Below are 26,729 nucleotides of genomic sequence, written 5' to 3'. Positions count from 1 at the left end.
CCTATTGACTCACTAAATTTAGTCACTTAACTTAGTGACATGACCGCTTCGAGCATTGTCTCTCCTCGCTCACTCACGCAGGCGTGGCCTGCACTCCTGGGCCTGTCGGCCGTGTTCCTCTTCGAGATGCTCGACAACTCGATCCTCAACGTCGCGCTGCCCACGATCGGCCGGGACCTGCACGCGTCGACCACTGCACTGCAGTGGGTGACGGGCGCGTACGCCGTCGCGTTCGGCGCGCTGATGCTGGCGTTCGGGGCCGTCGCCGACCGTGTCGGACGGCGACGCGTCATGCTGCTCGGCCTCATCCTGCTCGCTATCGCGAGCCTGGCGACGGCGTTCGTGACGACGGCCGAACAGCTCATCGCCGTGCGCGTGCTGACCGGCGTCGCAGCGGCGATGACGACACCGGGGTCGATGGCGCTGGCCTTCCGGCTGTTCGACGACGACTCCCTTCGTCTTCGTGCGATCACGTTGATCTCGACCGTGGGCCTGGTCGGTCTCGCGGTCGGCCCGACGGTAGGCGGCTTCGTCGTCGAGGTCGCGCCCTGGCAGGTGCTGCTGCTCGTCAATGTGCCGATCGCGCTGCTCGCGATCGCCGGCGTGCGCTTCGGCATCGCCGCGGACCGCCTCGAGGATCTGCATCGCGATCCGGTGGACGTCGCGGGCGGCGTTCTGGGCACGGCCGCGATCGCGTGCGCGCTCGTCGCACCGACGCTGTTCGTCGAGGACGGTCCCGGCGTGTGGCTGCCGTGGACGGCCGCGGCACTGGCCCTGGCCGCGTGCGTGGCATTCGTTGTCAGGGAGCGAACCGCGCGGTTCCCGCTGATCTCGTTACAGCTCGTGGCGCACCCACTGGTGTCGAGTGGACTGGCGTTCAAAGCTGCGGCGGGTCTGGCGGTCGCGGGCCTCGGTTACCTGGTCACGTTGCAGCTCCAGCTCGACTGGGGGTGGCCCCCGGCGCTCGCCGCGATCGGGATGCTGCCGCAGGTCGCGGTGCTCATCGCGGGCAGCTTCGTCGTCAACCCGTTCGTGAAGAGGGTCGGGCCGGAACGCGCCGCGTGGCTCAGCGCGTCGGCCGTCGTCGTCGGGCTTGCGGTCTACGCCGTGCTGGGCAGGTTCGGCTATCCGTGGGTCGCCGTCGCACTCGTGCTCGTCGCAGCGGGCCTGCGGGTGGTCGGGGTTGTCGCCGCGCTCAATGTGTTGCGCGGGCTCCCCGAGAATCGGACGACGATCGGGACGGCCCTGGTGGACACCTCCAGTGAGGTGACGTCCGGCGTCGGTATCGCCGTCAGCGGGACGATCCTGGCCGCGATGTTCACCGGCACGATCACGGCCGCGCACTGGACCGCGGCCCAGACGACGGAGTTCCGGGATTCGGTCACGGTCGCGGGGCTCGTGCTAACCGCAATTGCCGCGGCGTTGGTCGCGTTCGGGATCAGCGCTGCTCGAGCGCGCGGATGAGGCTTGCCGCGTCCCACGGTCCCCTGTGCCGGACCCCGTTGACGAACAGCGTCGGCGTTGCGTTCAGGTCCATCGCCTCGGCATCCTCGGCGTCGTCGGTCACCCGGTGCAGCACTTTCGACGAGTGCAGCCGCACGTCGTGGTCGAACCGCTCGATGTCGCAGCCCGCAGCGACGGCGTAGCGGTAGATGTCGGCCCAGTCGAGGTCGTCCTGATGGGCGAACAGCTGCCGCGACATCTCCCAGAACCGGCCCTGCAGCGCCGCCGCCTCACTCGCGCGTGCCGCGTCGAACGCTCGGGGATGCGCCCGCTCCAGCGGGAAGTGTCGCCACACGTAGAGCAGCTCGTCGCCGAAGTGCTTGCGGACCTCGTCGATCGCGCCGGTCGCGCGGCTGCAGAACGGACACTCGAAGTCGCCGTACTCGACCAGCGTCAGCGGCGCGTCGGGCCGGCCGCGCACGTGGTCCCGGTCAGGATCGACCGGGCGCAGTAGATGCAGGCCGACGGGTTCGGGCGGGCTCAGCCAGTCGGTAATCCGGAAGATCGCCCAGCCGAACACGAACGCCAGCACCGACGCCGCCAGCACACCGATGCGGGCCTGGTCCTGGCGGCCCGGGTCCTCGATCGCGATGTCGACGATGAACAGCGAGATCGTGAAGCCTATGCCCGACAGGGCCGCCCCACCCATCACGCGGCGCAGCGTCAGCCCCGGCGCGAGCACGCCCAGCCCGGTCCGGCGCATGAACCACGTCGCCCCGGTGATGCCGATGAACTTGCCGATCACCAGGCCGGCCACGATGCCCCACGTCAGCGGTGAGCGCAGCGCGGCACCCACGCTTGCCGCGTCGAGTTTCACGCCGGCGTTGACCAGAGCGAACAGCGGCAGAATCCCGAACGACACCACCGGCCCGACCGCAGTCTGGAGCCGCTCGTTGATCGAGATCGACTCCTGCAGGGAGCGGCTCGCAGCGCGGGCGTAGCGCGAATTCGGGGACTGCCGGAACGCGCGGATCTGCTCGACGGCACGCTCGACCGGCTGACGCTCCGGGGTGAACACGGGGATCAGCAGCGCGACGGCCACGCCGGCCAGGGTGGGATGCACACCGCCCATGTAGAGCGCGATCCACAGCGCGAGACCGAGCACCGCGTAGGCGGGCCCGTGCGCTTTCGGCAGGTAGCGGACGGCGGCCAGCGCGGCCAGCAGTAACGCGGCCACCAGCAGCGGCACCCACTGGATCTCGTCGGAGTAGAACAGCGCGATCACCCCGAGCGCGCCCACGTCGTCCACCACGGCCAACGTCAGCAGGAACAGCCGCACCCGGGCGGGGAACACCGGCTTGATGATCGCCAGCGCCCCGACGAGGAACGCGGTGTCGGTCGAGATGACCACGCCCCACGCCTGGGCGTTCTCCCCCGATGGGTTGAGCGCCAGGAACACGACGGCGGGCAGCACGAGCCCGGCAATCGCGGCGACGACGGGGACCGCGGCGCGGGACCGGTCCGTCAGCTCGCCGATGGTGAACTCCCGCGTCACCTCGAGGCCGACGATGAAGAAGAAGAACGTCATCAGCGCGTCGTTGACCAGGTGCTGCACCGACATCTCGGCATGGAACGAGCCGACAGTCAGCCCGACATCGGTGTGCAGCAGCGCCGAGTAGGCCTCGGCCCACGGCGAGTTCGCCCACAGGATCGCGATGACGGTCGCGATCAGCAGAAGAGCAGCAGCGGTGTTGTCGGTAGTCCGGTTCGTCGCGCTGCCGCGACTCAGTCGGGAGGGCCGCAGCGGGAATCCGCGCGGCTGGGTGGCCGGTTCGGTCACGGCTGACTGGCGACGGCGTGGGCGGCTTCCATCAGCATCCACCCTGCCAGCTGCACCGAGAGATCGCGCTCCGGGATCTCCGAGGAGTTCACCGCGCCGGCGACGAACTGCGCGTCAGCCGATGTGGCCGTCGGTAGCTGCGCCTCGCGCTCCCAGAACGCGCTGAACAGCGGCAGATCCTCGACCGTGGCCCGGTTGCCCCAGGCAGCTTCTGCCGAGGACAGCACCAGCGATCGGGCGGTGGCGCGGGCCGCCTCGTCCTCGGGTGACTCGCCGGGCAGATCAGTCGCCACCAACGCCAGGTAGCGCGCGAGGACGCCGTGGAACAGCCCGCCGTCGCCGCCGCCCGCGGCCTTGAGCACGCCGTCGGGCGCCATGTGGTCGGACACCGCGGCGACCAGGCGGTGCACGCGTTCGGCGTGCCGCGGGTCCTGGGTTCGGGCGGCGAGCTCGGTCTCCAGGCCCAACACGACGCCCTGGCAGTAGGTGTACTGGGCGCGCACCATCGAGCCGCCCTTGATGCCGTCGAAGACCAGGTGCGTCTCGGGGTCGATCAGCGTCTCGTCGATCCAGTCGGCCATCTGCTGGGCGCGGCGCAGCCGGTCCTCGAAGCGGGCCAGGAAGATCCCCGCCGGGCCGTTGGCAGGGGCGTTGAAGAACTGGTCCTGTTTGCGCCACGGGATGCCGCCGCCGTCCTCGGGCACCCATGCGGTCACGAATTGGTCGGCCAGCGTGTCCAGGGCCCTGGGCCGGGCCACCTCCGCGAGCCGGCCGGCGCGCTCGAGCGCCAGCGCCAGCCAGGCCATGTCGTCGTAGTAGTCGTTGGTCCAGCGGCCGATGTTCCGCAGCCGGTGGCTGCGGATCTGGCGGGTAATGCGGAGCAGCCGCTCGGGCTGCGGGTCGCGGACCTGCGCGTCGACGAGGTTGTCGATCAGGTGGGCCTGCCACCAGTAGTGCCACGTGCCGAAGCGGCGCTGCCCGCCCGTCGCCGGCCAGGCCACGACGCCGAGCTGAGTGCCGGGCAGCCCCCAGAGCTTGCGGAGGTGGCGCTGGGTGATCGCGGCCTCGGCGCTCGCCGCGCGGTTGGCCCACATCTGATCCATGTGTCGATCCTGCCTCACCGGCCGCCGAAAATGCATGAGACAAATATGTCTCATATGAGCTACAGTTGTGTCATGTCGACGCGTGAGGATCTACTGCGCGCCGCCGCCGACTACCTCGGCCGGCGGCCGAATGCGACCCAGGACGAGATCGCCTCGGCGGTCGGCGTCAGCCGCGCGACGCTGCACCGGCACTTCTCCGGCCGCACCGCGCTGATGTCGGCGCTCGAGCAGCTCGCCATCACCGAGATGACCCAGGTACTCGCCGAGGTACGCCCGCACGAGGGGCCCGCCGACGAGGCGCTGCGCCGGCTCGTGATGGCGTGCGAGCCGATCGCGCCCTACCTCGCGCTGCTGTACAGCCAGAGCCAGGACGTGGCGGCATGCGTCGAGGAGTGGGAGGAGGTCGACGGCGCGATCAGCGCACTGTTCGCGCGCGGGCAGCGCGAGGGCGTCTTCCGGCCCGAGCTGCCCGCCGCCTGGCTCACCGAATCCTTCTACAGCCTGGTCGCGGCGACCGACTGGTCGATCCGCGTCGGCCGCGTCGCAGCCCGCGACGGCACCCGACTGATCATCGACCTTCTCTTGAACGGAGTACGTACCTCATGACTCGCCGCTGGCTCGCGCTCGGCGTCCTGACCCTTGCTGTCTTGCTGATCGGCATCGACGGCACCGTGCTCTCGCTCGCCACCCCGTTCTTCACCGCCGATCTCGACGCCACCGGCACCGAGATCCTCTGGATCGGTGACATCTATTCCTTCGTGCTGGCCGCGCTGTTGATCAGCATGGGCAGCCTCGGTGACCGCGTCGGCCACAAGAAGCTCCTGCTCAGCGGCGCAACGGCTTTCGCGGTGGTCTCGGTGATCACCGCCTACTCGACGAGCGCGCCGATGCTGATCGGCACCCGCGCACTTCTCGGCGTGGCGGGCGCGACGCTGGCCCCCGCGACCCTCGCGCTGATCCGCGGCCTGTTCACCGAACAGCGCGAGCGCAGCATCGCCGTCGGCATCTGGGCGGCGGCGTTCTCCGCCGGTGCCGCGCTCGGTCCGGTGGTGGGAGGCGTTCTGCTGGAACACTTCTGGTGGGGATCGGTGTTCCTGATCAACCTGCCCGTGATGGTCGTGCTCGTCGTCGGCGGCCTGCTCCTGCTGCCCGAGCATCGGGACCCGCAGCCCGGCCCGTGGGACCTGCCCAGCGTGGGCCTGTCGATGGTCGGCATGCTCGCCGTCGTCTACGCGATCAAGGAAGGGTTCGCCGGCCTCGTGCACGGGATCGGCGGCGACGTCGTGGTGGTGGGTGCCCTCGGCATCGCGGCGCTCGTCACCTTCGTGCGTCGGCAGCTGCGGCTGCCGCACCCGCTGATCGACGTCCGGCTCTTCGCCAACCCGCGGTTCTCCGGCGTCGTCGCGGGCAACCTGCTCGCCGTGCTCGGCCTGTCGGGCCTGCTGTTCTTCCTGTCGCAGTACTTCCAGCTGGTGCACGAGTACAGCCCGCTCAAGGCGGGGCTGGCCGAGCTGCCCGGTCCGGTGACGGCCACCGTGTTCGGTGTGCTGGCCGGCGTCATGGTGCGCTACGTCTCGCACCGCGCGGTGCTGTCGGCCGGCCTGGCGATGGTCGGGATCGCGATGGCCGGGCTGATGGTCTCACTGCTGGTGTTCACGCCGGTCGCGCCGTATCTGCCACTGGGGCTGGCGCTCTTCGTCGTCGGCATCGGGCTGGGCCTGGCGTTCACGGTGGCCAGCGACGTCATCCTGGCCAGCGTCCCGAAGGAGCGGGCCGGTGCGGCCGCGGCGGTCTCCGAGACCGCCTACGAGCTCGGCATGGCGCTCGGTATCGCCGTGCTGGGTTCGATCGTCACCGCGTTCTACCGCACGATCGTGGTGCCGCCGGGCATCCCGTCGGACACGGCGGACCGGGCCCGGGACTCGCTGGCGCAGGCAGTCCACGCGGCGCAGACACTCCCGCCGGCGCAGGCAGACAGTCTGCTCGACGCGGCACGCACGGCGTTCACGCATGGGCTGTCGGTGGCCTCCGGGGTGGGCGCGCTGCTGCTGCTCTCCTCGGCGGTCGCGGTGTGGATTCTGCTGAAATCACCAGGCCCGGCCGAGGTCGGCGTGCTGCCGGACCCAGGTGTGCATCGCGATCCCGGCAGCGACCGACGCGTTGATGCTCCGTGTGGAGCCGAACTGCGCGATTGAGACCGTCAGCGCCGCACCGGTTTTCGCGTCGTCGGTGATGCCGGGCCCCTCCTGGCCGAAGATCAATAGCGCCGCATGCGGCAGCCTCACCTCTTCGATGCGCACCGCGCCCGGCACGTTGTCGACGGCCACCGGGGTCAGTCCGTCGCGCACTGCGGCATCGAGGAGCGCGGCCGTGCTGTCGTGATGACGCAGCCGCTGATACCGGTCGGTCACCATCGCGCCGCGCCGATTCCAGCGCCGCCGTCCGACGATGTGCACCGTGTGGACGGCGAACGCGTTGGCGGTCCGGACCACGGCGCCGATGTTGGCGTCGTTGCCGAAGTTCTCGATCGCGATGTGCAGCGGATGTCGCCGCTCGTCGATGTCGGCGACGATCGCCTCCCGCGTCCAGTACCGGTAAGCGTCGACGACGTTGCGAGTATCGCCGTCGCGCAACAGGTTTCGGTCGTAACGAGGATCGTCGGGCAGCGCACCCGGCCACGGGCCGACACCTGGCCCCTCCCCCCATTCGGTGGGTCCAGGTGGTTCGGGTGGTTCCGTCATCAGCGCGTCCACAGCGCCGCGTGGGTACCGATGACCGACACCGTGGCGTAGAGCAGCGCCTGGTTGATGTCCCCCTGGGTGCACAGCGACGCCCGCACGTTCACCCCGTCGCGCGACGCCTCCGGCAGGACCAGGACCGACGCACCGTAGACGTCGCAGGCGTGGCTGAGGCCTCTCCCCTGCACAGTGGGAGCGGCGACCACCATCAGCGGTCCGCCGCGGGCGGCAGCGTCATCACGGTACCGGGCGGCCAGGCCGCTGATGTCGAGCCCGATCAGCATGTATCCCTTGCCGCTGAAGGCATCCGGATCGCCCAGCGCGGTCGGGTTCAGTGCGGTGCCGTCGGCGCGGAAGGCGTCCAGGCTGGTGGCCGTGAGGTCCAGCCCGGTGTCGTTGGCGTTGATCTCCGGAAGCCCGACGGGAAACGCGACGGGGTAGGCGACGGTCGACCCGGCGATGCGGTCACGCGGCGAGTAGGCGTACACCCCGCGCACCTGGCTCTGGTCGCGGAACGGTCCGATGCACACGGTGCCGGTCATCCGATCCGGCGAATCGGCGGAAACAGGTTGCAGCGCAAGCGTTGTCACATCCTCGCAGCCGCCGATCGCATTGGCTTCCACGGGATGGTCGAGCGCTCCGTAGAGGCCGAAGCGGACGTCGCGGGGCGCGGCGTGGGGTGCCCCCTGCTGCGACGGGGCGGCGTCGATGTCGACGAGCACGTAGTCGGCGTCGAAGCGCAGGTCGGTCACCGACATGTTCCAGCCCAGCACGGCCAGCGATTCGCCGATCGTCGCGGTCAGCGCCGAGTACACGTCGGGACGGTCGTCGTCACTCGAACACGAGGTGGCGGTCAGCACCAGGACCACCAGGAACGCGATCAGCCGCACGGCATCTCAGGTCCGGCCACGGCCCTTGCCCACGGTTCGGGTCAGCACACGCACCAGGCTGCGCGGCACCAGGCGTCCGCCGGTGGTCAGCGCCTTGTACTGCAGGCCGGGGATGATCACGACCTTTCCCTTGGCCATGTCGGACATTGTCTCGGCCACCACGTCGTCGACCTCGAGCCAGAGGAAGGACGCGGTACCGGCCATGTCGATGCCGGCGCGGGCGTGGAACTCGGTGCGCACGAACCCCGGGCAGAGTGCGTGGACGCCGACCCCGGTGCCGCCCAGACCGTTGGCCAAGCCCTCGGAGAACGACACCACCCACGCCTTGGACGCGGAGTACGTCGACCCCCGGCCGGGCAGCAGACCCGCGACGCTGGCGACGTTGAGCACCGTGCCGGCGCCCGCGGCGATCATCGCAGGCAACGCTGCATGGGTGAGTGCCATGACGGCGGTGACGTTGACGTCGAGCTGGGCCTGCAGCTTCTCGTAGGGCGCGGACCAGAACTCGCCGGCGGTGCCGAATCCGGCGTTGTTGACCAGGACCCGAACCCCGGCGCGCAGGCGCTCGGCGACCGTGTCCCGGTCGGCGGCCGACGAGAGGTCGGCGGTGATGGTCTCGACCCCGGCGCCGTGCCGCTGCCGCAGCTCGTCGGCCAGCCGATCCAGCCGGGCGGTGTCACGGGCCACGAGCACCAGGTCGTAGCCGTCGGCGGCGTAGCGGCGCGCGAAACCCTCACCGATTCCGGAGGTCGGCCCGGTGATCAGAGCGACAGGGCGGGGCATGCCCCAGAGGATAGCTACCGCTGATAGTTCGGCGACTGCCGGCCGTTGCGCTGCCCGGGCGGGACCGGAGGCACCGGAGGCGCGGGGCGACGCTGCGACTCAGGACGCGGAGGAGTGGGGGTGAGCGGCCGACTCGGGGAGCCACTGCGGCGCGCGACGGGCTGCCCGGCCGCGGCGGACGGCACCGGCGGCAGGACGCGCAGCAGGTCGTTGAATTGGCGCACGGTGCGCAGGCCCTCGTCCCACTGGGCGCGGGTGCTCGTCACCGGCATGCTGATCAGCGTCCAGTTCTGCTCGTTCCACATGATCTCGGCGCAGTCGGGCGCAGTGTGGGCGAACGTCACCATCCGACGGTCGCAGGCGCGCCGGGCGGCGTCGAGGTTGGTGGAGTAGACCATCCGAGGCCCGATGGCCCCGAGCAGCCAGATGTCGCTCTCGCGCGGCTCCTTGACGCCCTTGAGCCGCATGTCGACGACGACGTTGGTGCCGACCTTGCGGTGCAGCGCGATCACCGTGGCGACATCTTCGAGGTCGAAGATGAACACCGCCTCACCGCGGATCTGCCCGAGGACGACGTTCTTGGCCGTGACGTCGCCGACGGTGGACATCACGCCACGCTTCCAGCGCGCCAGGATGTCGGCGGATTCGGGTTCGTAGTCGAAGCCGTGCGACTTCGCCCACGACTTGCGGCGCCGGCCCAGACCGCGGCGGCGGTCGTGGTCGACGTACAGCAAAACCGCCGCACCCACGAAACAGAGTGCGGACAGCGTGAACCAGAGCGGAACCATTGCGACCAGAGTATCCGCTTCCGGGGGTCCGGTCCGAATCCGTTTGGGTCACAACCCGGTCACCTTCTCCGGGATCTCTCGTCGGCGCAGGCCACGCATACTGGCCCGATGACCGATCTGACCGGTAGGTCCTTCCTCGTCGTCGGGGCCAGCGGGGCGCTCGGATCGCGGATCGCGCGAATTCTGGCCGACAAGGGGGCGGCGTTGACCGTGACGGGCCGCAACGCTGACGCGCTCGCCGAGATCGGCGATGCGCACTCGGTCACCGCCGATCTCCGCGAGCCCGACGCCGGACGGACCGTCGTCGAGGCGGCCCGCGACAGGCACGGCCGGCTCGACGGTGTCGTCATCGCGGCCGGCGCGGTGGCGTTCGGGCCGTTCACCGACATCGACGACGACACCGTCGACGACCTCGTGCTGGTCGACTTCCTGGCGCCGCTGCGGGTGATGCGTGCCGCGCTGCCGGTGCTGGAACCCGGCGGGGTGATCCTGGGTATCAGCGCGGTCGTCGCGGAGAAGCCGCTGCCGAACATGGCGGTGTATTCGGCGGTCAAGGCGGCGACGGCAGCGCTGTTCACGGCCGTGCGCAGCGAGGCGAGGCGACGCAAGGTCCGTGTCGTCGACGTGCGGCCGCCCCACACCGAGACCGGGCTGGCGGACCGGGCGATCGCCGGCGACCCGCCACGGCTCCCGCAGGGGCTGGACCCCGACACGGTGGCCGCGCGGATTGTCGAGGCACTGCTCGGCGACGAGACGGACGTCCCGAGCACCGCGTTTTCTTAGCCCGAGCAGACACAAACTCGCGTGCTTTCCTGGGAAAACACGCGAGTTTGTGTCTTGTCGCGGGAAGAAACTCAGCGCCGCGGATGGGTCTTTGCGCGAGCGCTCATCCCAGAACGAGCCGGTCGCCGTCCGCGCTCACGTTCACCGGCACGATGTCGCCGTCGTGCACGTCGCCCGCGAGCAGCAGCTTGGCCAGCTGGTCGCCGATGGCCTGCTGCACCAGGCGGCGTAGCGGCCGCGCGCCGTAGAGCGGGTCGAAGCCGCGCTCGGCGAGCCACTTCTTGGCCGGCAGCGACACCTCGAGCGTGAGCCGGCGCTGCGCCAACCGCTTGGCCAGCTGGTTCAGCTGGATGTCGACGATGGAGACCAGCTCCTCGGGGTTGAGCCCGTCGAAGATGATCACGTCGTCGAGCCGGTTGATGAACTCGGGCTTGAAGGCCGAGCGCACCGCCGCCATCACCATCTCCTCGGTTCCGCCGGCGCCCAGGTTGGACGTCAGGATGAGGATGGTGTTGCGGAAGTCGACCGTGCGGCCCTGGCCGTCGGTCAGCCGGCCCTCGTCGAGTACCTGCAGCAGCACGTCGAACACGTCCGGGTGGGCCTTCTCGATCTCGTCGAACAAGATCACCGAGTACGGACGGCGGCGTACCGCCTCGGTCAGCTGACCGCCCTGGTCGTAGCCGACGTAGCCGGGAGGCGCACCGACGAGGCGGGCCACCGAGTGCTTCTCGCCGTACTCGCTCATGTCGATACGGATCATCGCCCGCTCGTCGTCGAACAGGAACTCCGCCAACGCTTTTGCGAGCTCGGTCTTACCGACACCGGTCGGGCCCAGGAACATGAACGAGCCCGTCGGACGGTTCGGATCGGCGACACCGGCACGCGACCGGCGCACCGCGTCGGACACCGCAGCCACGGCCTTGCGCTGACCGATGACGCGCTTGCCCAGCTCCTCCTCCATGCGCAGCAGCTTGGCGGTCTCGCCTTCGAGCATCCGGCCGGCCGGGATGCCTGTCCACGCCGACACCACGTCGGCGATGTCGTCGGGGCCGACCTCCTCCTTGAGCATCACGTCCTCGCGGGCTTCCGCCTGGGGGACGGCTGCGTCGAGCTTCTTCTCGACCTCGGGGATGCGCCCGTACCGCAGCTCGGCGGCCTTGGCGAGGTCACCGTCGCGTTCGGCCCGGTCGGCCGCACCGCGCAGCTCCTCGAGCTGTTCCTTCAGCTCGCGGACGACGTCGATGGCACTCTTCTCGTTCTGCCACCTGGTCGTGAGCTCCGCCAGCTTCTCCTTGTGGTCGGCCAGTTCGGCACGCAGCTTCTCCAGCCGGTCCTTCGACGCGGCGTCTTCTTCCTTCTCCAGCGCCATCTCCTCGATCTCGAGGCGACGGACCAGGCGCTCGACCTCGTCGATCTCGACGGGGCGGGAGTCGATCTCCATGCGCAGCCGTGACGCAGCCTCGTCGACGAGGTCGATGGCCTTGTCCGGCAGGAAACGGGAGGTGATGTAGCGGTCGGACAGCGACGCGGCGGCCACGAGCGCGGAGTCGGTGATCCGCACGCCGTGGTGCACCTCGTAGCGCTCCTTGAGACCGCGCAGGATGCCGACGGTGTCCTCGACGGACGGTTCGCCGACCAGCACCTGCTGGAAGCGGCGCTCCAGCGCAGCGTCCTTCTCGATGTACTTGCGGTACTCGTCGAGCGTGGTCGCGCCGACCAGCCGCAGCTCACCGCGGGCCAGCATCGGCTTGATCATGTTGCCGGCGTCCATCGCGGACTCACCGGTGGCACCGGCGCCGACGATGGTGTGCAGCTCGTCGATGAACGTGATGATCTGTCCTGCCGAGTTCTTGATGTCGTCGAGGACGGCCTTGAGGCGCTCCTCGAATTCACCGCGATACTTCGCGCCGGCGACCATCGAGCCCAGGTCGAGCGAGATGACGGTCTTGCCGCGCAGGCTCTCCGGCACGTCGCCGGCGACCACACGCTGGGCCAGGCCCTCGACGATCGCGGTCTTGCCGACGCCGGGTTCGCCGATCAGCACCGGGTTGTTCTTGGTGCGACGGGACAGCACCTGCACGACGCGCCGGATCTCGGTGTCGCGACCGATCACCGGGTCGAGCTTGCCCTCGCGGGCGCGCGCGGTCAGGTCGGTCGAATACTTCTCGAGCGCCTGGTAGGTGCTCTCAGGGTCGGGATTGGTGACGCGGGCGCTGCCGCGGACCTTCGTGAACGCGTCGCGGAGGATCTGGGGCGATGCGCCGTGTCCCGTCAGCAGCTTCGCGACGTCATCGGAACCGGTGGCCAGGCCGACGAGCAGGTGCTCGGTCGAGACGTACTCGTCGTCCATCTCGGTGGCGAGATGCTGGGCGTTGGTGATGGCCGAGACGGCCTGCGGCGCGAGCTGCGGTTGCGATGCCGATCCGGTGGCGCTGGGCAGCCGGTCCAGCAGACGCTGCGTCTCCGCGCGCACGGTTGCGGGATCGACGCCGACGGCCTCGAGCAACGGGGCGGCGATGCCGTCGTTCTGCGTCAGCAGCGCCATCAACAGGTGAGCAGGCGTGATCTGCGGGTTGCCCGCGGCCGTTGCCGCCTGCAGCGCCGACGTCAGGGCCGCCTGGGTCTTGGTCGTCGGGTTGAACGAGTCCACGACACTCCTTTACAGGTCCGATGGGCCACACGGGTGGCCCGGAAAATTGCTTGTCGACAGAATCAACGCGGACAACCTTGAGTCTGTTCCGCTCAACTTTAGCTTTTTTGCCGGCGGAGCACCAGGGGCCGAACGTCCCCGAAAACGGGGTGACACGCTTGCACCGATCCGACGACAATCCGTCGGTGCCGACCCAACGCCGACTCCACGTCCTCGTGGTCGCCGCCTCCGCGCCGAGCCACATGTATCCCCACCTCGCCGTGGTGCGCGAGCTCGCCGACCGCGGCCACCGGGTCAGCTATGCCGTCGGCGGCCACCTGGCATCACTCGTCGACTTCACCGGCGCCGACGTGGTCCCCTGCACGTCAGTGCTTCCCGGGGCGCCGGGTGCACCGACGGGCTACGACGACGAGGACCCGGTCGCCGGCATGCGGATCTTCCTCGACGAGGCCATCCACGTCCTGCCGCAACTGCGCGATGCATTCGACGCCGACCGCCCCGACCTGGTGCTCTACGACATCGGTGGGATGGCGGGTCCGGTCGCGGCCCAAGCGTGGGGCGTGCCGGCTGCGCAGCTGTCCCCGAGCGAGGTGGCCTGGGACGGCTACTACGAGGACATGGCAGCGATCCTGGATCCGCTGATGGGCAGTCCGAGCGGCGTCGACTACCGGCAGACCTTCGAGCAGTGGCTGGCCTCGGTGGGGTCGACGCTGACGGTCGAGGACGTGACGGGGGTTCCTCGGCGGTGCCTCGTGCTGATCCCGCGGATCATGCAGCGCCACGCCGACCGGGTGTCGGATCGGTACCGCTTCGTCGGCCCCTGTCTGGATCCGCGGCGTCAAGACCCTGGTGACTGGACGCCGCCGCGCGGCGACGGTCCGCTCGCCCTGCTGGCGCTCGGCACCGCCTACACCGATCGCGCGGACATCTACCGCGCCGCGATCGACGGCCTCGACGGCACCGGGTGGCGGCTCACGCTCGCGATCGGCGCGACGACATCGGCCGACGACCTGGGTCCCGTACCCGACTGGGTGCAGACTCGGGCGAGCGTGCCCCAGCCAGCGGTCCTCGCCCGGGCTGACGCCTTCATCACCCACGCCGGCATGGGATCGTGCAGCGAGGCGCTGTGGTTCGGCGTTCCCACCGTCGCGCTCCCGCAGGCCGTCGACCAACCCGCCAACGCCGATCGGCTCGAGGAGATCGGGGTGGGGCGCCACCTGCGCCAGGAGCATCCGGACCCGGCGGAGCTGAGGCGGGCCGTGCTCGACGTGGCGTCGGACCCCGCGATCCGCCGACGCCTGGACGCCGTTCGTGCCGAACTCCGTAGACACGGTGGACCGCAGCGGGCGGCCGATACCGCCGAGGACGTCGCCGACGGCCGTTGGTGACGCACGTCGGCCGGAGGACACGAACTCCTCGTCCCCGACTGTGACCACCACCGGGATTACCGTCGCAGTATGTCCGACATCGGTGACTTCGAGTACGAACGGAAGTTCTTCGTTCGCGACATGCCGGCCGTCGCGGCGTCGGACCCCACCCCGCTGTTGATCGCACAGGCGTATCTGTTCGCCTCCGACGGTTACGCGGTGCGGGTGCGCCTGCAGGGACCGGCCCCCGCCGACCTGGATGCGACCCCGGCGCAGCTGGTGACCGCGCTGGGCGACGAGGCCATGGGCACCATGACCGCCAAAGGCCCGGCCGCCGGCGGCACCCGCTACGAGGCCGAGCGCGAACTCGATCCGTTGGTGGCGGGCCAGATCGTCTCGCGGGCCGACCATGTGGTGCTCAAGGTCCGCTCGTCGGTCTGGCTCGGTGAGGACGGGTGGGTGATCGACCGCTTCCTCGCCGCCAATGCACCGCTGTTGATGGCCGAGGTCGAACGCGACGGTCCTGTGGTCGATCTCGCGATTCCGGCGTTCTGCGTCACCGAGGTCTCCGAGGACGACCGGTTCCGCAACGAGTACCTGGCCCACCATCCCTTCGGATCGTGGTCCGCGGAGTATCTGCGCGAATTCGATTCGCGTGGAGCGGCTTTCGTCGACAGCCTCGGACAGAACCGGTTCGACGGCCACTAGTGGTCGGATCAGTAGTCGACGCGGAATCCGCCGATGACGGTGATCGTGTTCCCGTCCGGATCGGTGAGCGCGGACAACCGCACGCCCTTGTTCGCCTCGACCACCTCGCCGGGCTCGAGCCCCCGCGCCCGTAGCCCCGCGAGAGAGGCCTCGAGATCGTCGACGGCCAGGTTGAACAGTCCCGATCCGGCGCGGTTCTCGTCGCAGAACACCTGAAGCCACGCTCCAGGCAGCACCTGCCACTCGATCAGGCTGGGCATCGGGTTGTTGTCCGCAGGCCTGCCGAACAGCGCGGTGAACCACGGGCGGCTGGCCTCGATGTCGGTGACGGGCAGAACGGCGAGGAGGTTGGTGAAAGCCATATGGTGCTGACCCGCAGGACCGCCGGGACTCATCGTCACGTCGCGTAATCCCAGAACTGGAGCTCGTGCACGGTCGCGAACACCGTCAACGTCACCGCGTAGACCGCGAGAATCACCCCAACCCCGGCTGCGCTCACGCGGGCACCGGAGCCGTCAACCGGGTCCAGCCACCGGCGCAGCGGGCGCGATGCGGCGGGCATGAGCCACCACTGCATCGCGACGATGCTGACGATCTGGCTGATCCACAGACCCAGCCACGGTGGCGCACCCGCGTGATCGACGACGGGCCCGAGGAAACGGGACAGCAGCATCACCGTCGGGTAGAGCACGGCGAGCACCAACATCGCCGACTTCCAGTTGGGCGTCATCAGCGTCCGTCCGTCCTGTACCCGCACCGTGGTGCCGAACGGTGTGGTGCCAGTGCTGAAGTCTCTGCTCAGGGTGCCGCGCATCCGCTCGAGTGCGGCATCGCGTTCGGCGGACGCGAGCCACTGCGCCAGCTGCGCGCCCGTGCGGAACCGCACGACCGAGGTCCACTCGCCGTCCCGGTCACCTGCCACCAGGACCGTCCCGAGGTAGCCCGGCAGCGCAGCCGCCGCGCGCGACAGCCGGGCCTGTGTGGCCCGGAACTCGTTGTCGCGACCTGCGGCCACGACATGCCCGAACACGCTGATGCCCGACGCCTCCAGGTTCTCGGCAGAGGTGACCAGGTCCGTCGTCGCGGTCCAGAATCCCCGAGCACGCCCGTCGCGCAGCACCTCCGCGCGGTCGGGGCTGTCCAGCCATCCGTGTAACACTGCATCCTCGGAAAACGTCACGGCCACAGCACGATCCGACGTGGGGTCCACGCCATCGGATATCCGACCCGCCAGGTACCCGTCCGCATTTCGCGCCGAGGTCAGGAGCTGCTCGGCCCACCGGGTGAACGCCGCGTCGTCGCCGTCGGCGTGGAAGACCGTCACCGCTGTTGCCGGGCGCGGACCGGGCTGTGTCATTAGACGACGATACCGGCGGGGCTTTGCTAGGTTTTGCCGGTGTCATGGGGATCCGTGCTGACCGAGCTCGTCCCGCTGGGCCTTGTCGTCGCACTGTCGCCGGTGACCATCATTCCCGCGGTGCTGGTCCTGCAGACCCCGCATCCGCGGCCCACCGGGCTGGCCTTCCTCGCCGGCTGGATCGTCGGCCTCGCGGCTCTGACGTCGGTGTTTCTTGAGCTGTCGAACCTGATCGGCGGCATCGGCACCAAGCCGCCGGGCTGGGCGTCGTGGCTGCGCATCGTCGTCGGGGCGGCGTTGATCGCGCTCGGCGTGTACCGCTGGATCAACCGCGCGAAGTCCGAGCACATGCCCGGCTGGATGACCCGGATGAGTTCCCTGACCCCAGCCAAGGCGGGGGTGACCGCACTGACCCTCACCGTCGTCAACCCGAAGGTGCTGTTCCTGTGCGCCGCAGCCGGTTTGGCGATCGGATCGGCAGGCATCGACGTGCCGACGGTGTACGCCGCGGTCGCCTGGTACGTGCTCGTCGCGGGATCCACGGTGCTCTTGCCGGTGCTGGCCTATGCCGTGTCCGGGCAGCGGCTCGACCCGACGCTGGCCCGGATCCGGGCGTGGCTGGAGCGCCAGCACGCGGCGCTCATCGCCGCCATCTTCGTGGTCATCGGAATCCTGGTGCTCTACAAGGGCATTCACGGCCTGTAGGTGACTCTGCCGCGGGTGACCTAGGATCGTGCGGCGTGGGCCTGGAAGATCGCGAGTCGATGTACATCCTGAGGGATGTGCTCGACACCGACGACGATGCGCTCGTCGGCGACTTCTACACACGCTGGTTTGCCGCCGACCTGTCGGCGCGCGACCTGTTCCCCCCGGAGATGGCCACGCAGCGCAAGGTGTTCGGACACGCGATGACCTGGCTGTGCGACGAGCTGATCGCCCAGCGGGCCGAGGAACCCGTGGCGTTCTTGGCTCAGCTCGGGCGCGATCACCGCAAGTACGGCGTCACGTCCGGGCACTACGAGACACTGCAGCCCGCGCTGCTTGCGACGCTGCGCAGTCATCTGGCCGACCGATGGGATCGGCGCCTCGCCGAGGCGGTCACCGACGTGGTGTCGCTGATGGTGGGCGTGATGAGCGGCGCAGCTGATGCGGAGACCAGTCCTCCGTTCTGCGACGGCACGGTGCTCGAACACCTGCGGCCGGCCCGCGACGTCTCGGTGATCCGGCTCAAGATGGATCACGCGCTCGGCTACCACCCCGGCCAGTACGTGCCGGTGCAGATCCCGCAGTGGCCGCGGCGGTGGCGCTACCTGAGCCCGGCGATCCCGGCCGACCCCGCAGGCTACGTGGAGTTCCACGTGCGGTCGGTTCCCGGCGGCATGGTCAGCAGGGCCATCGTCGGCGAGGCGCGCCCCGGTGACCGCTGGCGGGTGTCCAACCCCCACGGCGCGCTGGAGGTCGACCGCGACGACGGCGACGTCCTGATGGTTGCCGGCAGCACCGGTCTGGCTCCGCTGCGCGCCCTGATCATGGACCTGACCCGGTTCGGGGAGAACCCGCGCGTGCACCTGTTCTTCGGCGCCAAGCACCCCTGTGAGCTCTACGATCTGCGCACGCTGTGGGAGATCGCGGCGACCAATCCGTGGCTGTCGGTGACGCCGGTCTCGGAGTTCGACTTCGATCCGCCGTGGGCGGCGCAGTATCCCGACGTGACGCCGCCGCGGGGCCTGCACGTCCGTCAGACCGGGCGGCTGCCCGAGGTGGTGACCCGCTACGGGAGCTGGGGGGATCGGCAGATCCTGCTCTGCGGCCGACCGGAGATGGTGGCGGCCACCAAGGCCGCGCTGATCGCGAAAGGCGCGCCTGCGCACCGAATTCGCCACGATCCTCTGGCGAGTTGACCGCACGTGGCAGTATCGGTGGCCATGGACACGTTCGAAACCGTGACGCTGCGTGATCCGTCCTCGGCGCTGACAGCCACCTACGTTCCGGCCGCCGGGATGGTGGCCAGCTCGCTGAACGACGACGGCGTGGAATTCCTGGGTCAGCGTCGGGGGCTGCAGGCCTACGTGTCCAACCACAAGACCATGGGCATCCCGATCCTCTACCCGTGGGCCAACCGGTTGAGCAGCATGGGCTACGGGGTCGACGGCGCGGTGGTGACGTTGACGCCGGGCACGGGCGGGGTCCGCACCGACGAGCACGGGGTGCCGATCCACGGGACGTTGGCGGCCTACCCGGATTGGACCGTGACGACGGCGCTGGAGTCGCAGCTGACGGCCGAGCTGGATTTCGCGGCGCGCCCGGCGCTGCTGACCACGTTCCCGTTCCCGCACCTGCTCACGCTCGACGTGACGCTGCGCGACCGCACTCTGACCGTGACGACGACGGTGACCGCGACGACGGGTTCGCGGGTGCCGCTGTGTTTCGGGTTCCACCCCTACCTGCAGTTGCCGGGGGTGCCGCGGGCCCAGTGGCTGATCGAGACGCCGGCGATGCGGTATCAGCCGGTCAACGCCTGGGGCATTCCGACCGGCCGTGTCGAGCCGCGGCCGGCTGCCTCGGAGTTGTTGGGCGACAGGTTCATCGACGAGGGCTTCGACGAGGTGGAGCCGGGCTCGGTGTTCGCGGTCTCCGGCGGCGGCCGCCGCATCGAGGTGCACTACGACGAGGGTTACACCGCCGCCCAGGTGTTCGCACCCGGTGAGGACGACGTGGTGTGCTTCGAACCGATGGCCGCGCCGACTGACGCGCTGCGCCGCGGCGGCTACCGCGAGGTGGCGCCCGGTGAATCGGTCTCCGCGATCTTCCGCGTCGTCGTCAGTTGATCTGCCCCGCGAACCGCGGGTAGTCCTGCACCCAGCGGAACTCGGCGCTGTGCAACGGGAACGACTCCAGATCGACCCGCCGCAACGTCAGGGTGACGGGCTGCCCGGCGACTCTGCCGTCCAGCTCCAGCCGATCCGGGCCGTGCCGCACCGGGCGCAGCTGGAACCCCGCGGATCTCATCGTCCCGTCCGGCTCCACCGTGATCGCCTCGTCACGCAGCGTGCCGTCCACGCGCTGATAGGTGAGCACTCCGGGCAGATCGAAAACGACACGGCGCCAGCCATTGTCGGCGGCGGCAGGGGTGACCTCCCAGATGCCGTAGAGCTCGGGTTTGGCGCGCCCACCCCCGTAGTCGCGCCAGGCCGCCGCGCCCTGGACCAGGCACCCGGCGAGCGCCCACACCCCCAGCAGAGCCACTACGGCGGCGACGATCCGATTCCGACGGGCGTCGGCGAACAGCGGTGGTGTGGTCGTGGGGTGGGCGGGCCGCTGGAGCACCAGCAGGTCGGCGAGTCTGCGGGTCTGCGGCGCGAGCAGGAACAGGCTCATCAGCAACAGGTGCGAGGACAGGATCTTCACGGGCACGTCGTAGCTGAGGTTCAGCAGGAACACCTGGGCCATCGCCATCGCAGCCACCAGGGCGCCGAGCGTGGCGGTCCGATTCCAGAACAGCAGCAGTCCGGCGATGAGTTCGACTGTGCCCAGCGCCATTTCGTAGGGCAGCGAGGTGCCGACCTGCAACCACAGCACTGATGCCGGAGTCAGCTCACCGAACGGCTGCACCAGCGCCGCCAACGGCGGGGCAGGCATCTGGGTCGGGATCACCTTCGCGATGCCGTAGAACAGCAGCTGCCCGCCCAGACACACCCGGAGGAAGACACAGAACCAGGCGTGCAGACGAGGGTACTGCGTGCGGCGGCGGTCGGCGATCGACCAGAGGAGCGTGGCCAGCGCCGAGATCACCACGAGGACGAACAGCATCACCCAGATGACAGCCTGATCGCCGCTCCCCGAATCGCGGTGCAGCACCGCGTCCACGCCGAACATATGCTGCCCGATCCACGTCAGCGCCGGTTCTATCAGCGTCATCTGCCAGACCACGGCGTCGGAGGGCAACCAGCGGGCGAGGACGCCGACGTAGACGAAGAGGATCTGCGCGAACAGCAGGCAGAAGAGGCCGAAGTAGACAACGCAGAAGCGGAAGGCGATGCGTGTCATGGGATGCCAGGGCGTGGACACACCGTCCATGGTGACCCTCGGCGGCTGCGGTGATCAACCGTGCCCACCCCCGCGTCCAGACGGGGGCTGCCCCCCGGCTCAGGCCGCCGTGATGCGCGCGCGCACCTCGAAGTCCAGACCGAGCGCCTCCGCGACGTAGATGTCCTGGTTGAGCTGGTTCCCCGACATCGACACCTCACCTCGCGGACTCACGTAGGTGAGGTTCTCGGCGGCCAGGGTCATCGCCGCAACGTCAAGGGAGCCGGCCCGCCGTGCCAGCGCGATCAGCAAGGTGATTGCCTCGTAACAGGATTCGCCGATACTGTTCAGAGCGGGCGCGGCCAAGCCGAAGTGGCGGTAGTAGCGGGCGGCGAACTCCATGCCGGCCGCGGTGTTGAGCGCCTCGAAATAGCCTGCGGTAGCGAAGAGTCCGTCGTTGCTGCCGTATCCACTGGCCAGCAGCATGTTCTCCTCGACATGCGGGCTGAGCCGCGGTACCGACGCCGCGAGACCGCAGCCGGCGAACTGACGGTTGAACGCCACCCCGTCGCCGCCGACGAGCAGCAGCACGACGCCGACGCCCTGCGCGCCGGTGATCTCGACCTGGCGGATCGCGGTGCTGAAGTCCTCGGTGCCCAGCGGCAGGTAGATCTCGTCGACGAGGGGGCGGCCCTGTGCACGCGCATGCCACCGGGCTGCCGCGCCGGTCTGCTTGGGCCAGATGTAGTCATTGCCGATGACGATCCAGCGGTCGACGCCGTATTCCGCGGTCATCCAGTCCATGGCGGGCAGGAGCTGGCGCGACGGCGTCTCCCCGGTGAGGAACAGCCCCGGTGTGCGCTCGCCGCCTTCGTAGAGCGGCCCGTACACGTACGGGATGCGACCCGCGGTCACCTTGGCCAACGCCTGCCGGACCGGGGAGATGTGCCAGCCGGTGACGGCGTCGACCATCCCGTGCGCCACCAGACGGCCGACCTCTGCGGCCACGACCTCGGGTGCGCGGCTGCCGTCGACCGGGGTCAGCCGGACCTGACGGCCGAGGAGGCCCTCGGTGTTGTTGAGGTCGGAGATGGCCAGCTCGGCGCATGCCTCGCAGGACGGTCCGTAGATACCCGCAGACCCACTACGCGGGACCACCAGGGCGATGTCGATGGTGTCCCGGCGCACGCCGAGAGATGAGAGATCCATCGCAGCGCCTCCTCCGTGCGCCCATCGTCGCGGCACCGCATTACCGTGGTGTTGCCGCCCTGTTCTGGTCTCGAAAATCAGCGCGTGTCGAGCGGCAGTTCGGTCACCCGGGCCAGCGTGCGGATCAGGTGCACGGCGGTGTCGTCGCCGAACTCCTCGACCAGCATGGCCTTGACGGCGGCCTCCTGGCGCGCCAGCCGGCGGACCTTGGTCTTGCCCCGCACCGACAGGTGGATGAGCACCCGACGTCGGTCGGTCGCGTCGACCCTGCGAAGCACGAATCCCCCGTCGACCAGCTTGTCCACGATCCGGGTCAGTGACGGTGCGGGAATGCCCATGGCCGTTGCGATCTCGGTCATCGTGAAGCCGTCCCCGCTGCGCAGGGCACCCAGGACACGCCAGCCCTCGAGGCTGGCGATGTCACCGTCGAGCAATCCCTGCGACAGCGCGTCGCTCCACCAGCGTCCGAGCCGGAAGAACACCTCGGAGACGCTCTCGGTGGCGATGGACGTCGGCACAGCGCTCCTCATGTCGGTTGCTTCCATAAAACAAAATTTGTGATTCGTAGCATAACCGGGCTAGCCCGGCGCAGCCACCGTCCGTGGCGCGGCCACACGCTCGATCAGCGCAGCGCCCCACTCCGAGGCGAGTCCGAAGCAGGCGCCGACAGCAGCGGTGACGGCGGCCACCAGTGCTGGATGCCCCAATCCCGTTGTGGTGATCCCGTTTCCGGTGGCCGCGATCGTCCCGACGGTCATGGCGAACCCGAACACGATCGCCGGCGTCGCGGAGATCCACGGCAATCGCGAGACCTGGACCATCGTCAGGCTGCCGATACCGACAGCGATCGACAGCAGGAGCGCGCTACCGCTGGCCTGAACAGCCAGTAGCGTGGCGGTCGCGATCGCGATTCCGGTCCAGTTGCACGCCATCGACTTCAGCAGACCCGAGACCCCGGATCCGACGAAGAAGAACGACGCCCACGCCAGGAACAGCACCCACACCGGCAACGGCCACACCGTCGCAGTCATCAGGGTGGACATCATGCCCAGCACGCCGACGCTGATCGACAGTGCGGTGATCTTCGACATCGCGCGCCTCTCAGTGCTCGTGGGGGTGGTCATGATCGTGGTCATGATCGTCGTGCGCCAACCGGAGTGACTCGATCCGCACACGTTCCTCGAGGCCGGCCTCGGCGATGAACTGCTTCTCGACAGCGAGCCGGCAGAACGCTTCTCCGAACTGGCGGTAGTACACCGACGGGTCGCAGACGTCGTCGATCCCCGACTCGCCGATCACCTCGATCAGATGCTTCTTGAACTCGTCCCACGTGAACACGCCTGCCTGGCACATCTGCACGACGAGGCCGAAAAGCCGCCCCTGCCATGGCGCGTCGAAGACCAGCTCGCCGTTGGAGCGCGGTAGTGCCGCTGCCGTACCGGGTGCGTCGAACTCGACGATGGTGGGTGCCGACATGTCAGGCCGCCTTCGGCGCAGACAGCAGCGCGGTGCCGACCATGGAGTCCCGGGTGACCAGCGCGACGAGTTCGTCCTCGCTGAGGTCCTCGGTGCCCGCGGGGCGCTGCGGGATCACGAGGTAGCGGATCTCGGCGCTGCTGTCCCAGATGTCGATGTGGACGTCGTCGGGCAGCGTCACCCCGAACTCGGCCAACACACTGCGCGGTTCCTTGACCACGCGCGCCCGGTACTGGGGGTACTTGAACCAGGCCGGCGGAATACCCAGCAGCGTCCACGGGTAGCAGGAGCACAGCGTGCACACCACGACGTTGTGCCGCTCGGCGGTGTTCTCGACCGCCACCATGTGCTCGGTCTGCAGGCCGGTGAAACCCATGTCGGCGATCGCCGCGGTGGCGTCTGCGAGTAACCATTCGCGGTACGTCGGGTCGGTCCAGGCCCGGACCACGACCTTGGCACCGTTGACCGGGCCCATGTCGTTCTCGAATGACGCGACCACCGCGTCGACGGCCTCGTGCTCGGCGAGACCCTTTTCCACCATCAGCGACTCGAGTGCATTCACGCGTGCCTCGACATCGCTCAACGACAGCCAGTCCATCTGCTTCTCCTTGGTTTCCTTGGTCACTGGGGCTACTGGGTCACTTGCCGATGGGTTCGAGGTAGCTCTCGAACAGGTCGGCGTAGAGGTCGAATTCCTCGGCCGCGTCGTCTCCCCACAGCTCGGTCGAGCTGAACTTGACCATGTAGAGCTGGTGCGGGACGTCCTTGTACTCATGGGCGCTGGCCGCGGGATCGTGAAATGCCCCGTACTGCTTGGCGATCACACCGCGGGCACGACGCAGATAACCGGGCAGCCGGTTGTGCGTCGTGGCGCTGATGTTGCGCACCACGACCTCATCACCCACCGCGAACGCGGGCGGGTTGTCGGCGGGCAGGTCGTGCGGGGTGCCGGCCCACAGCACGTCGATCATGGTCTTCGCGAACGGTGAGAGCGTGTCGGGCTTCGTCGGATGCGGGGTCATCTCGGGCTTCCCGAGCTCGGCCATCCGCGCATCGACCTCCTCGTGCGAGATGTATCCCTTGTCGTTGAGCAGCTTCTCGACCGAGAACAACCAGTGGGCGTAGTACGTGGAGTCCAGATAGTCGCTCCACTTCATCAACTCGATGCCATGCCGCTGCTCGTCGAGGTTGAAGGCGCCCTTCGCGATCGCCATGGCCGTGACCGCGTGCATGCGGCCCTCGAAGGGATAGCGCCAGTCGGGAATTCCGGGCTCGAGGAATTCCTCGGCGATGGCTCCCACGCCATCGCGCCCACCGAGATCATGCGGACCATGCATCTGGCCGGCCTCCTTATTTCAAGTGGTCAATACTTTCACCAGAAACTATGTGCACGGAGGGGGCGGTTCCGCAATCGCTCGAGGCAGCCGTTACAGCGCCTTAACCTGGGGACGGGTTCTTGTTAAATCTGCGTATCGCTGGCGTCGGGAAGCCGCATTCGAGTTGACGTGACCAGGCCTGCTTTCCACACTTGCCATCGTCAGAAATATTTCCAATCCGCAACTTTTGCGGAGATTAAGGGGCCGCTCATGACCACACCGACCGCCGCGACAGCACGCGCGGGAGCCATCGACACCTCCCGCCTGGAAGGGGCGCTGTGGCTCACCGCGACCACCGTCCTGGCCCTGATCGCCTACTACTTCCTCGGCTACGACCAGGGTGCGGTGTCGGTGTTCGGGTCCGACACCCACGTGCACGAGTTCCTGCACGACGCCCGCCACCTGCTCGGTTTCCCCTGCCACTAGGAAGGTCGCGACCATGGAGAAACGCATCATCGGGCTGGGGATCGCCGGCGGATTCGCGGCCGGCATCGTCACCTTCGCGTTCGCGCGCTGGCAGCTCGCGCCGCTGATCGCCGAAGCCATCGACTACGAGGAGCAGCGCTCGCACGCCGAGGAAGCACTGAGTGGCGGGCACGGCCACGAGCACGAGGTGTTCAGCCGGGCCGTGCAGGAGAACGTCGGATCGGCGGTGGGCACGGTGGCCTTCGGTGTCATCATAGGGGCCCTGTTCGCCGTGGCGCTGGCCATGGTGATCGTCGCCGTCATGCGCCACCGTCCGCACGCGAATCTGTCCGGTGTCGCCATCGCAAGCGCCGCAGCCGGTTTCGTCTGCGTGGCCGTGGTTCCGTTCCTGGCCTACCCCGCCAATCCTCCGGGCGTCGGGCTGTCGGAGACCGCGGGTGACCGCACCGTGGCCTATCTGATCGTGGTTGCCGCCTCACTCGCGGCAGCTGTCGTTGCGCTGATCGTCGGACTGCGTCTCGCGTCACGGATCGGCGGTGCCGCTGCCGCGGCGGCCGCGGTCACCGGTTACCTCGCGGTGATGACCGTCGTCGTCATCGCGCTGCCCGCGTTCCGGGAGGTCCCCGTCGGGTTCCCGGCTGACGTGCTCGCCGACTTCCGGCTGTCGTCACTGGTCGGTCAGGCCTTGATGTGGGCGACGCTCGGCGCGGTGACGTCCGTGCTGCTGCCCCGGGTTCTCGCCCCTTCCATGGCAGGAGCTGCCCGTGCAGGTCGTTGAATTCACCCCCAGCCGGGACCAGTACGTCTGGACATTCGGTGGCGCGGAACCGGTGACGGAGGTGGAACCCGGTACGGCACTACGCTTGTGGACCGAAGATGCCTTCGCCGGCCGGGTCACGTCCCGTGACGACCGACCCAGCCAGGTGCTCAATCCGAAGGAACTGAACCCCCAGACGGGACCCTTTTACGTCCGGGGCGCCCAGCCCGGGGACACTCTGGCTCTGCATGTGGTGTCGCTGACCCCGGCGCGGGATTGGGCTGCATCGACGACGATTCCGCTGTTCGGCGCCCTCACCGGGACCGACCGCACCGCCGGTCTTCAGCCGCCGCTGCCGGAGCTGACGTGGATCTACACCGTCGACCGGGCCACCGACACGGCGCTGTTCACCGCGCACCAGTCGGATTTCGAGCTGCGGCTGCCGCTGGCACCGATGCTCGGCACCGTCGGGGTGGCACCCGCCCTGCGGGAGGTCCGAACGACGCTGGTGCCGGACTACTTCGGCGGCAACATGGACACCCCCGAACTCCGGGCCGGCACCACGGTGTATCTCGGGGTCAACGTCGACGGCGCCCTGTTCTCGGTCGGGGACGGCCACTACCGGCAGGGCGAGGGCGAAACCTGCGGCACCGCATTGGAAGGGGCGATGGACGTGACGCTCATCGTCGACCTGATCAAGGGCAACGCGCCCGCATGGCCCCGGCTCGAACACGACGACGCCTTGCTGACCGTGGGGTCGGCGCGTCCACTCGAAGATGCGTGGCGCTGCAGCCAGGTGGAGATGGTGCGCTGGTTGGTGGAGCTCTACGGGCTGGGCGAGTTGGACGCCTATCAACTGTGTAGCCAGTTGTGCCGCTCGCCGCTGGCCAACGTCGTCGACGTGAACTACAGCGCCGTCACCAAGATCGCGAAAGACCTTCTGCCCGAGGCACACCCGTATGCGGGGATGCATTCCTCGTTGCGGTCGCGAGGGGCGCTGCTCTCCTGA

General features: G+C 68.9%; 28 protein-coding genes. 12 read left to right on the top strand and 16 right to left on the bottom strand.

What is annotated here, in order from left to right:
* Positions 1 to 39: 39 nt before the first annotated feature.
* A complete protein-coding gene (locus ACZY1G_RS02805; RefSeq protein ID WP_463821547.1) occupies positions 40 to 1,464 on the top strand; it encodes an MFS transporter in 1,425 nt (474 codons plus the stop codon).
* Here ACZY1G_RS02805 and nhaA read toward each other — a convergent pair.
* A complete protein-coding gene (gene nhaA, locus ACZY1G_RS02800) occupies positions 1,439 to 3,283 on the bottom strand; it encodes a Na+/H+ antiporter NhaA (RefSeq protein ID WP_463813510.1) in 1,845 nt (614 codons plus the stop codon). The two genes, ACZY1G_RS02805 and nhaA, sit on opposite strands and share 26 nt — an antisense overlap.
* On the bottom strand, positions 3,280 to 4,386 hold the full coding sequence (locus ACZY1G_RS02795) for a glycoside hydrolase family 76 protein (RefSeq protein ID WP_463813509.1): 1,107 nt from the start codon (positions 4,384 to 4,386) through the stop codon (positions 3,280 to 3,282). The genes nhaA and ACZY1G_RS02795 overlap by 4 nt, the downstream gene beginning before the upstream one ends.
* 72 nt (positions 4,387 to 4,458) lie before the next feature.
* On the opposite strand from ACZY1G_RS02795, the gene ACZY1G_RS02790 reads away from it, so the two are divergent.
* Both ACZY1G_RS02790 and ACZY1G_RS02785 read left to right on the top strand, forming a co-directional pair.
* Complete coding sequence (locus tag ACZY1G_RS02790) at positions 4,459 to 4,992, top strand: TetR/AcrR family transcriptional regulator (protein ID WP_463813508.1); 534 nt, start codon at positions 4,459 to 4,461, stop codon at positions 4,990 to 4,992.
* Positions 4,989 to 6,581 carry an MFS transporter gene (locus tag ACZY1G_RS02785; RefSeq protein WP_463813507.1) on the top strand — a complete coding sequence of 531 codons (1,593 nt, stop codon included), beginning with the start codon at positions 4,989 to 4,991 and terminating at the stop codon, positions 6,579 to 6,581. Before ACZY1G_RS02790 ends, ACZY1G_RS02785 begins: the two co-directional genes overlap by 4 nt.
* Here the strand turns inward: ACZY1G_RS02785 and ACZY1G_RS02780 are convergent.
* The 4 genes from ACZY1G_RS02780 to ttfA are packed head-to-tail and all read right to left on the bottom strand — an operon-like array spanning position 6,474 to position 9,585.
* Positions 6,474 to 7,127 (bottom strand): TrmH family RNA methyltransferase, encoded by a 654-nt coding sequence (locus ACZY1G_RS02780; RefSeq protein ID WP_463821546.1) that lies wholly within the window; start codon positions 7,125 to 7,127, stop codon positions 6,474 to 6,476. The genes ACZY1G_RS02785 and ACZY1G_RS02780 overlap by 108 nt on opposite strands.
* Positions 7,127 to 8,014 carry a hypothetical protein gene (locus tag ACZY1G_RS02775; RefSeq protein ID WP_463821545.1) on the bottom strand — a complete coding sequence of 296 codons (888 nt, stop codon included), beginning with the start codon at positions 8,012 to 8,014 and terminating at the stop codon, positions 7,127 to 7,129. The genes ACZY1G_RS02780 and ACZY1G_RS02775 overlap by 1 nt, the downstream gene beginning before the upstream one ends.
* Before the next feature lie 6 nt (positions 8,015 to 8,020).
* Entirely contained in the window at positions 8,021 to 8,797 is a 777-nt protein-coding gene (locus tag ACZY1G_RS02770) for an SDR family NAD(P)-dependent oxidoreductase (RefSeq protein ID WP_463821544.1), read from the bottom strand.
* A gap of 14 nt (positions 8,798 to 8,811) precedes the next feature.
* Positions 8,812 to 9,585 carry a trehalose monomycolate transport factor TtfA gene (gene ttfA, locus ACZY1G_RS02765; RefSeq protein WP_463813503.1) on the bottom strand — a complete coding sequence of 258 codons (774 nt, stop codon included), beginning with the start codon at positions 9,583 to 9,585 and terminating at the stop codon, positions 8,812 to 8,814.
* Positions 9,586 to 9,693: 108 nt separating this feature from the next.
* On the opposite strand from ttfA, the gene ACZY1G_RS02760 reads away from it, so the two are divergent.
* The gene (locus tag ACZY1G_RS02760; protein WP_463821543.1) at positions 9,694 to 10,368 is read left to right on the top strand and encodes an SDR family NAD(P)-dependent oxidoreductase; all 675 of its coding nucleotides are present in this window, start codon (positions 9,694 to 9,696) and stop codon (positions 10,366 to 10,368) included.
* Between the two features lie 103 nt (positions 10,369 to 10,471).
* On the opposite strand, the gene clpB is transcribed toward ACZY1G_RS02760, so the two are convergent.
* Entirely contained in the window at positions 10,472 to 13,018 is a 2,547-nt protein-coding gene (gene clpB / locus ACZY1G_RS02755; RefSeq protein WP_463821542.1) for an ATP-dependent chaperone ClpB, read from the bottom strand.
* A 185-nt stretch (positions 13,019 to 13,203) separates the two neighbouring features.
* Between clpB and ACZY1G_RS02750 the strand changes: the two genes are divergently transcribed.
* On the top strand, positions 13,204 to 14,406 hold the full coding sequence (locus ACZY1G_RS02750; protein ID WP_463821541.1) for a macrolide family glycosyltransferase: 1,203 nt from the start codon (positions 13,204 to 13,206) through the stop codon (positions 14,404 to 14,406).
* Positions 14,407 to 14,475: 69 nt separating this feature from the next.
* On the top strand, positions 14,476 to 15,093 hold the full coding sequence (locus tag ACZY1G_RS02745; protein ID WP_463821540.1) for a CYTH domain-containing protein: 618 nt from the start codon (positions 14,476 to 14,478) through the stop codon (positions 15,091 to 15,093).
* 8 nt (positions 15,094 to 15,101) lie between these two features.
* Here ACZY1G_RS02745 and ACZY1G_RS02740 read toward each other — a convergent pair whose 3' ends face one another.
* A complete protein-coding gene (locus ACZY1G_RS02740) occupies positions 15,102 to 15,455 on the bottom strand; it encodes a VOC family protein (RefSeq protein WP_463821539.1) in 354 nt (117 codons plus the stop codon).
* 35 nt (positions 15,456 to 15,490) lie between these two features.
* Positions 15,491 to 16,450 carry an antibiotic biosynthesis monooxygenase gene (locus ACZY1G_RS02735; protein ID WP_463821538.1) on the bottom strand — a complete coding sequence of 320 codons (960 nt, stop codon included), beginning with the start codon at positions 16,448 to 16,450 and terminating at the stop codon, positions 15,491 to 15,493.
* A gap of 33 nt (positions 16,451 to 16,483) precedes the next feature.
* Between ACZY1G_RS02735 and ACZY1G_RS02730 the strand changes: the two genes are divergently transcribed.
* The 3 genes from ACZY1G_RS02730 to ACZY1G_RS02720 are packed head-to-tail and all read left to right on the top strand — an operon-like array spanning position 16,484 to position 19,278.
* The gene (locus ACZY1G_RS02730) at positions 16,484 to 17,155 is read left to right on the top strand and encodes a GAP family protein (protein ID WP_463813496.1); all 672 of its coding nucleotides are present in this window, start codon (positions 16,484 to 16,486) and stop codon (positions 17,153 to 17,155) included.
* Between the two features lie 35 nt (positions 17,156 to 17,190).
* Entirely contained in the window at positions 17,191 to 18,351 is a 1,161-nt protein-coding gene (locus ACZY1G_RS02725) for an FAD-binding oxidoreductase (protein WP_463821537.1), read from the top strand.
* 24 nt (positions 18,352 to 18,375) lie between these two features.
* Positions 18,376 to 19,278 carry an aldose 1-epimerase gene (locus ACZY1G_RS02720; RefSeq protein ID WP_463821536.1) on the top strand — a complete coding sequence of 301 codons (903 nt, stop codon included), beginning with the start codon at positions 18,376 to 18,378 and terminating at the stop codon, positions 19,276 to 19,278.
* Here the strand turns inward: ACZY1G_RS02720 and ACZY1G_RS02715 are convergent.
* The 7 genes from ACZY1G_RS02715 to nthB all read right to left on the bottom strand — a co-directional run bounded on the left by ACZY1G_RS02715 (position 19,271) and on the right by nthB (position 24,498).
* Positions 19,271 to 20,527 (bottom strand): DoxX family protein, encoded by a 1,257-nt coding sequence (locus ACZY1G_RS02715; protein ID WP_463821535.1) that lies wholly within the window; start codon positions 20,525 to 20,527, stop codon positions 19,271 to 19,273. The genes ACZY1G_RS02720 and ACZY1G_RS02715 overlap by 8 nt on opposite strands.
* A gap of 69 nt (positions 20,528 to 20,596) precedes the next feature.
* Complete coding sequence (locus ACZY1G_RS02710) at positions 20,597 to 21,685, bottom strand: substrate-binding domain-containing protein (RefSeq protein WP_463821534.1); 1,089 nt, start codon at positions 21,683 to 21,685, stop codon at positions 20,597 to 20,599.
* Between the two features lie 77 nt (positions 21,686 to 21,762).
* On the bottom strand, positions 21,763 to 22,215 hold the full coding sequence (locus ACZY1G_RS02705) for a MarR family winged helix-turn-helix transcriptional regulator (protein ID WP_463813491.1): 453 nt from the start codon (positions 22,213 to 22,215) through the stop codon (positions 21,763 to 21,765).
* 48 nt (positions 22,216 to 22,263) lie between these two features.
* On the bottom strand, positions 22,264 to 22,809 hold the full coding sequence (locus ACZY1G_RS02700; RefSeq protein WP_463821533.1) for a DUF1097 domain-containing protein: 546 nt from the start codon (positions 22,807 to 22,809) through the stop codon (positions 22,264 to 22,266).
* A complete protein-coding gene (locus ACZY1G_RS02695) occupies positions 22,787 to 23,161 on the bottom strand; it encodes a nitrile hydratase accessory protein (RefSeq protein ID WP_463821532.1) in 375 nt (124 codons plus the stop codon). Before ACZY1G_RS02695 ends, ACZY1G_RS02700 begins: the two co-directional genes overlap by 23 nt.
* Before the next feature lies 1 nt (position 23,162).
* Positions 23,163 to 23,759, bottom strand: a complete 597-nt coding sequence (gene nthA, locus ACZY1G_RS02690; protein WP_463814820.1) for a nitrile hydratase subunit alpha — start codon at positions 23,757 to 23,759, stop codon at positions 23,163 to 23,165.
* Positions 23,760 to 23,799: 40 nt separating this feature from the next.
* Entirely contained in the window at positions 23,800 to 24,498 is a 699-nt protein-coding gene (gene nthB, locus ACZY1G_RS02685; protein ID WP_463821531.1) for a nitrile hydratase subunit beta, read from the bottom strand.
* 249 nt (positions 24,499 to 24,747) lie between these two features.
* Here nthB and ACZY1G_RS02680 point away from each other — a divergent pair, with 249 nt between their 5' ends.
* Genes ACZY1G_RS02680 through ACZY1G_RS02670 form a run of 3 tightly spaced genes read left to right on the top strand, consistent with a single transcriptional unit; the run spans position 24,748 to position 26,729 of the window.
* Entirely contained in the window at positions 24,748 to 24,963 is a 216-nt protein-coding gene (locus ACZY1G_RS02680; protein ID WP_463813487.1) for a CbtB domain-containing protein, read from the top strand.
* A 13-nt stretch (positions 24,964 to 24,976) separates the two neighbouring features.
* Positions 24,977 to 25,741 (top strand): CbtA family protein, encoded by a 765-nt coding sequence (locus ACZY1G_RS02675; protein WP_463821530.1) that lies wholly within the window; start codon positions 24,977 to 24,979, stop codon positions 25,739 to 25,741.
* Positions 25,728 to 26,729, top strand: coding sequence for an acetamidase/formamidase family protein (locus ACZY1G_RS02670; protein ID WP_463821529.1), 1,002 nt, complete (start codon positions 25,728 to 25,730; stop codon positions 26,727 to 26,729). The genes ACZY1G_RS02675 and ACZY1G_RS02670 overlap by 14 nt, the downstream gene beginning before the upstream one ends.

Source organism: Mycobacterium sp. IDUB_5 (assembly GCF_055419565.1).
The sequence above is the reverse complement of the archived record's forward strand: the minus strand, read 5'-3'. Positions and strand labels throughout refer to the sequence as shown.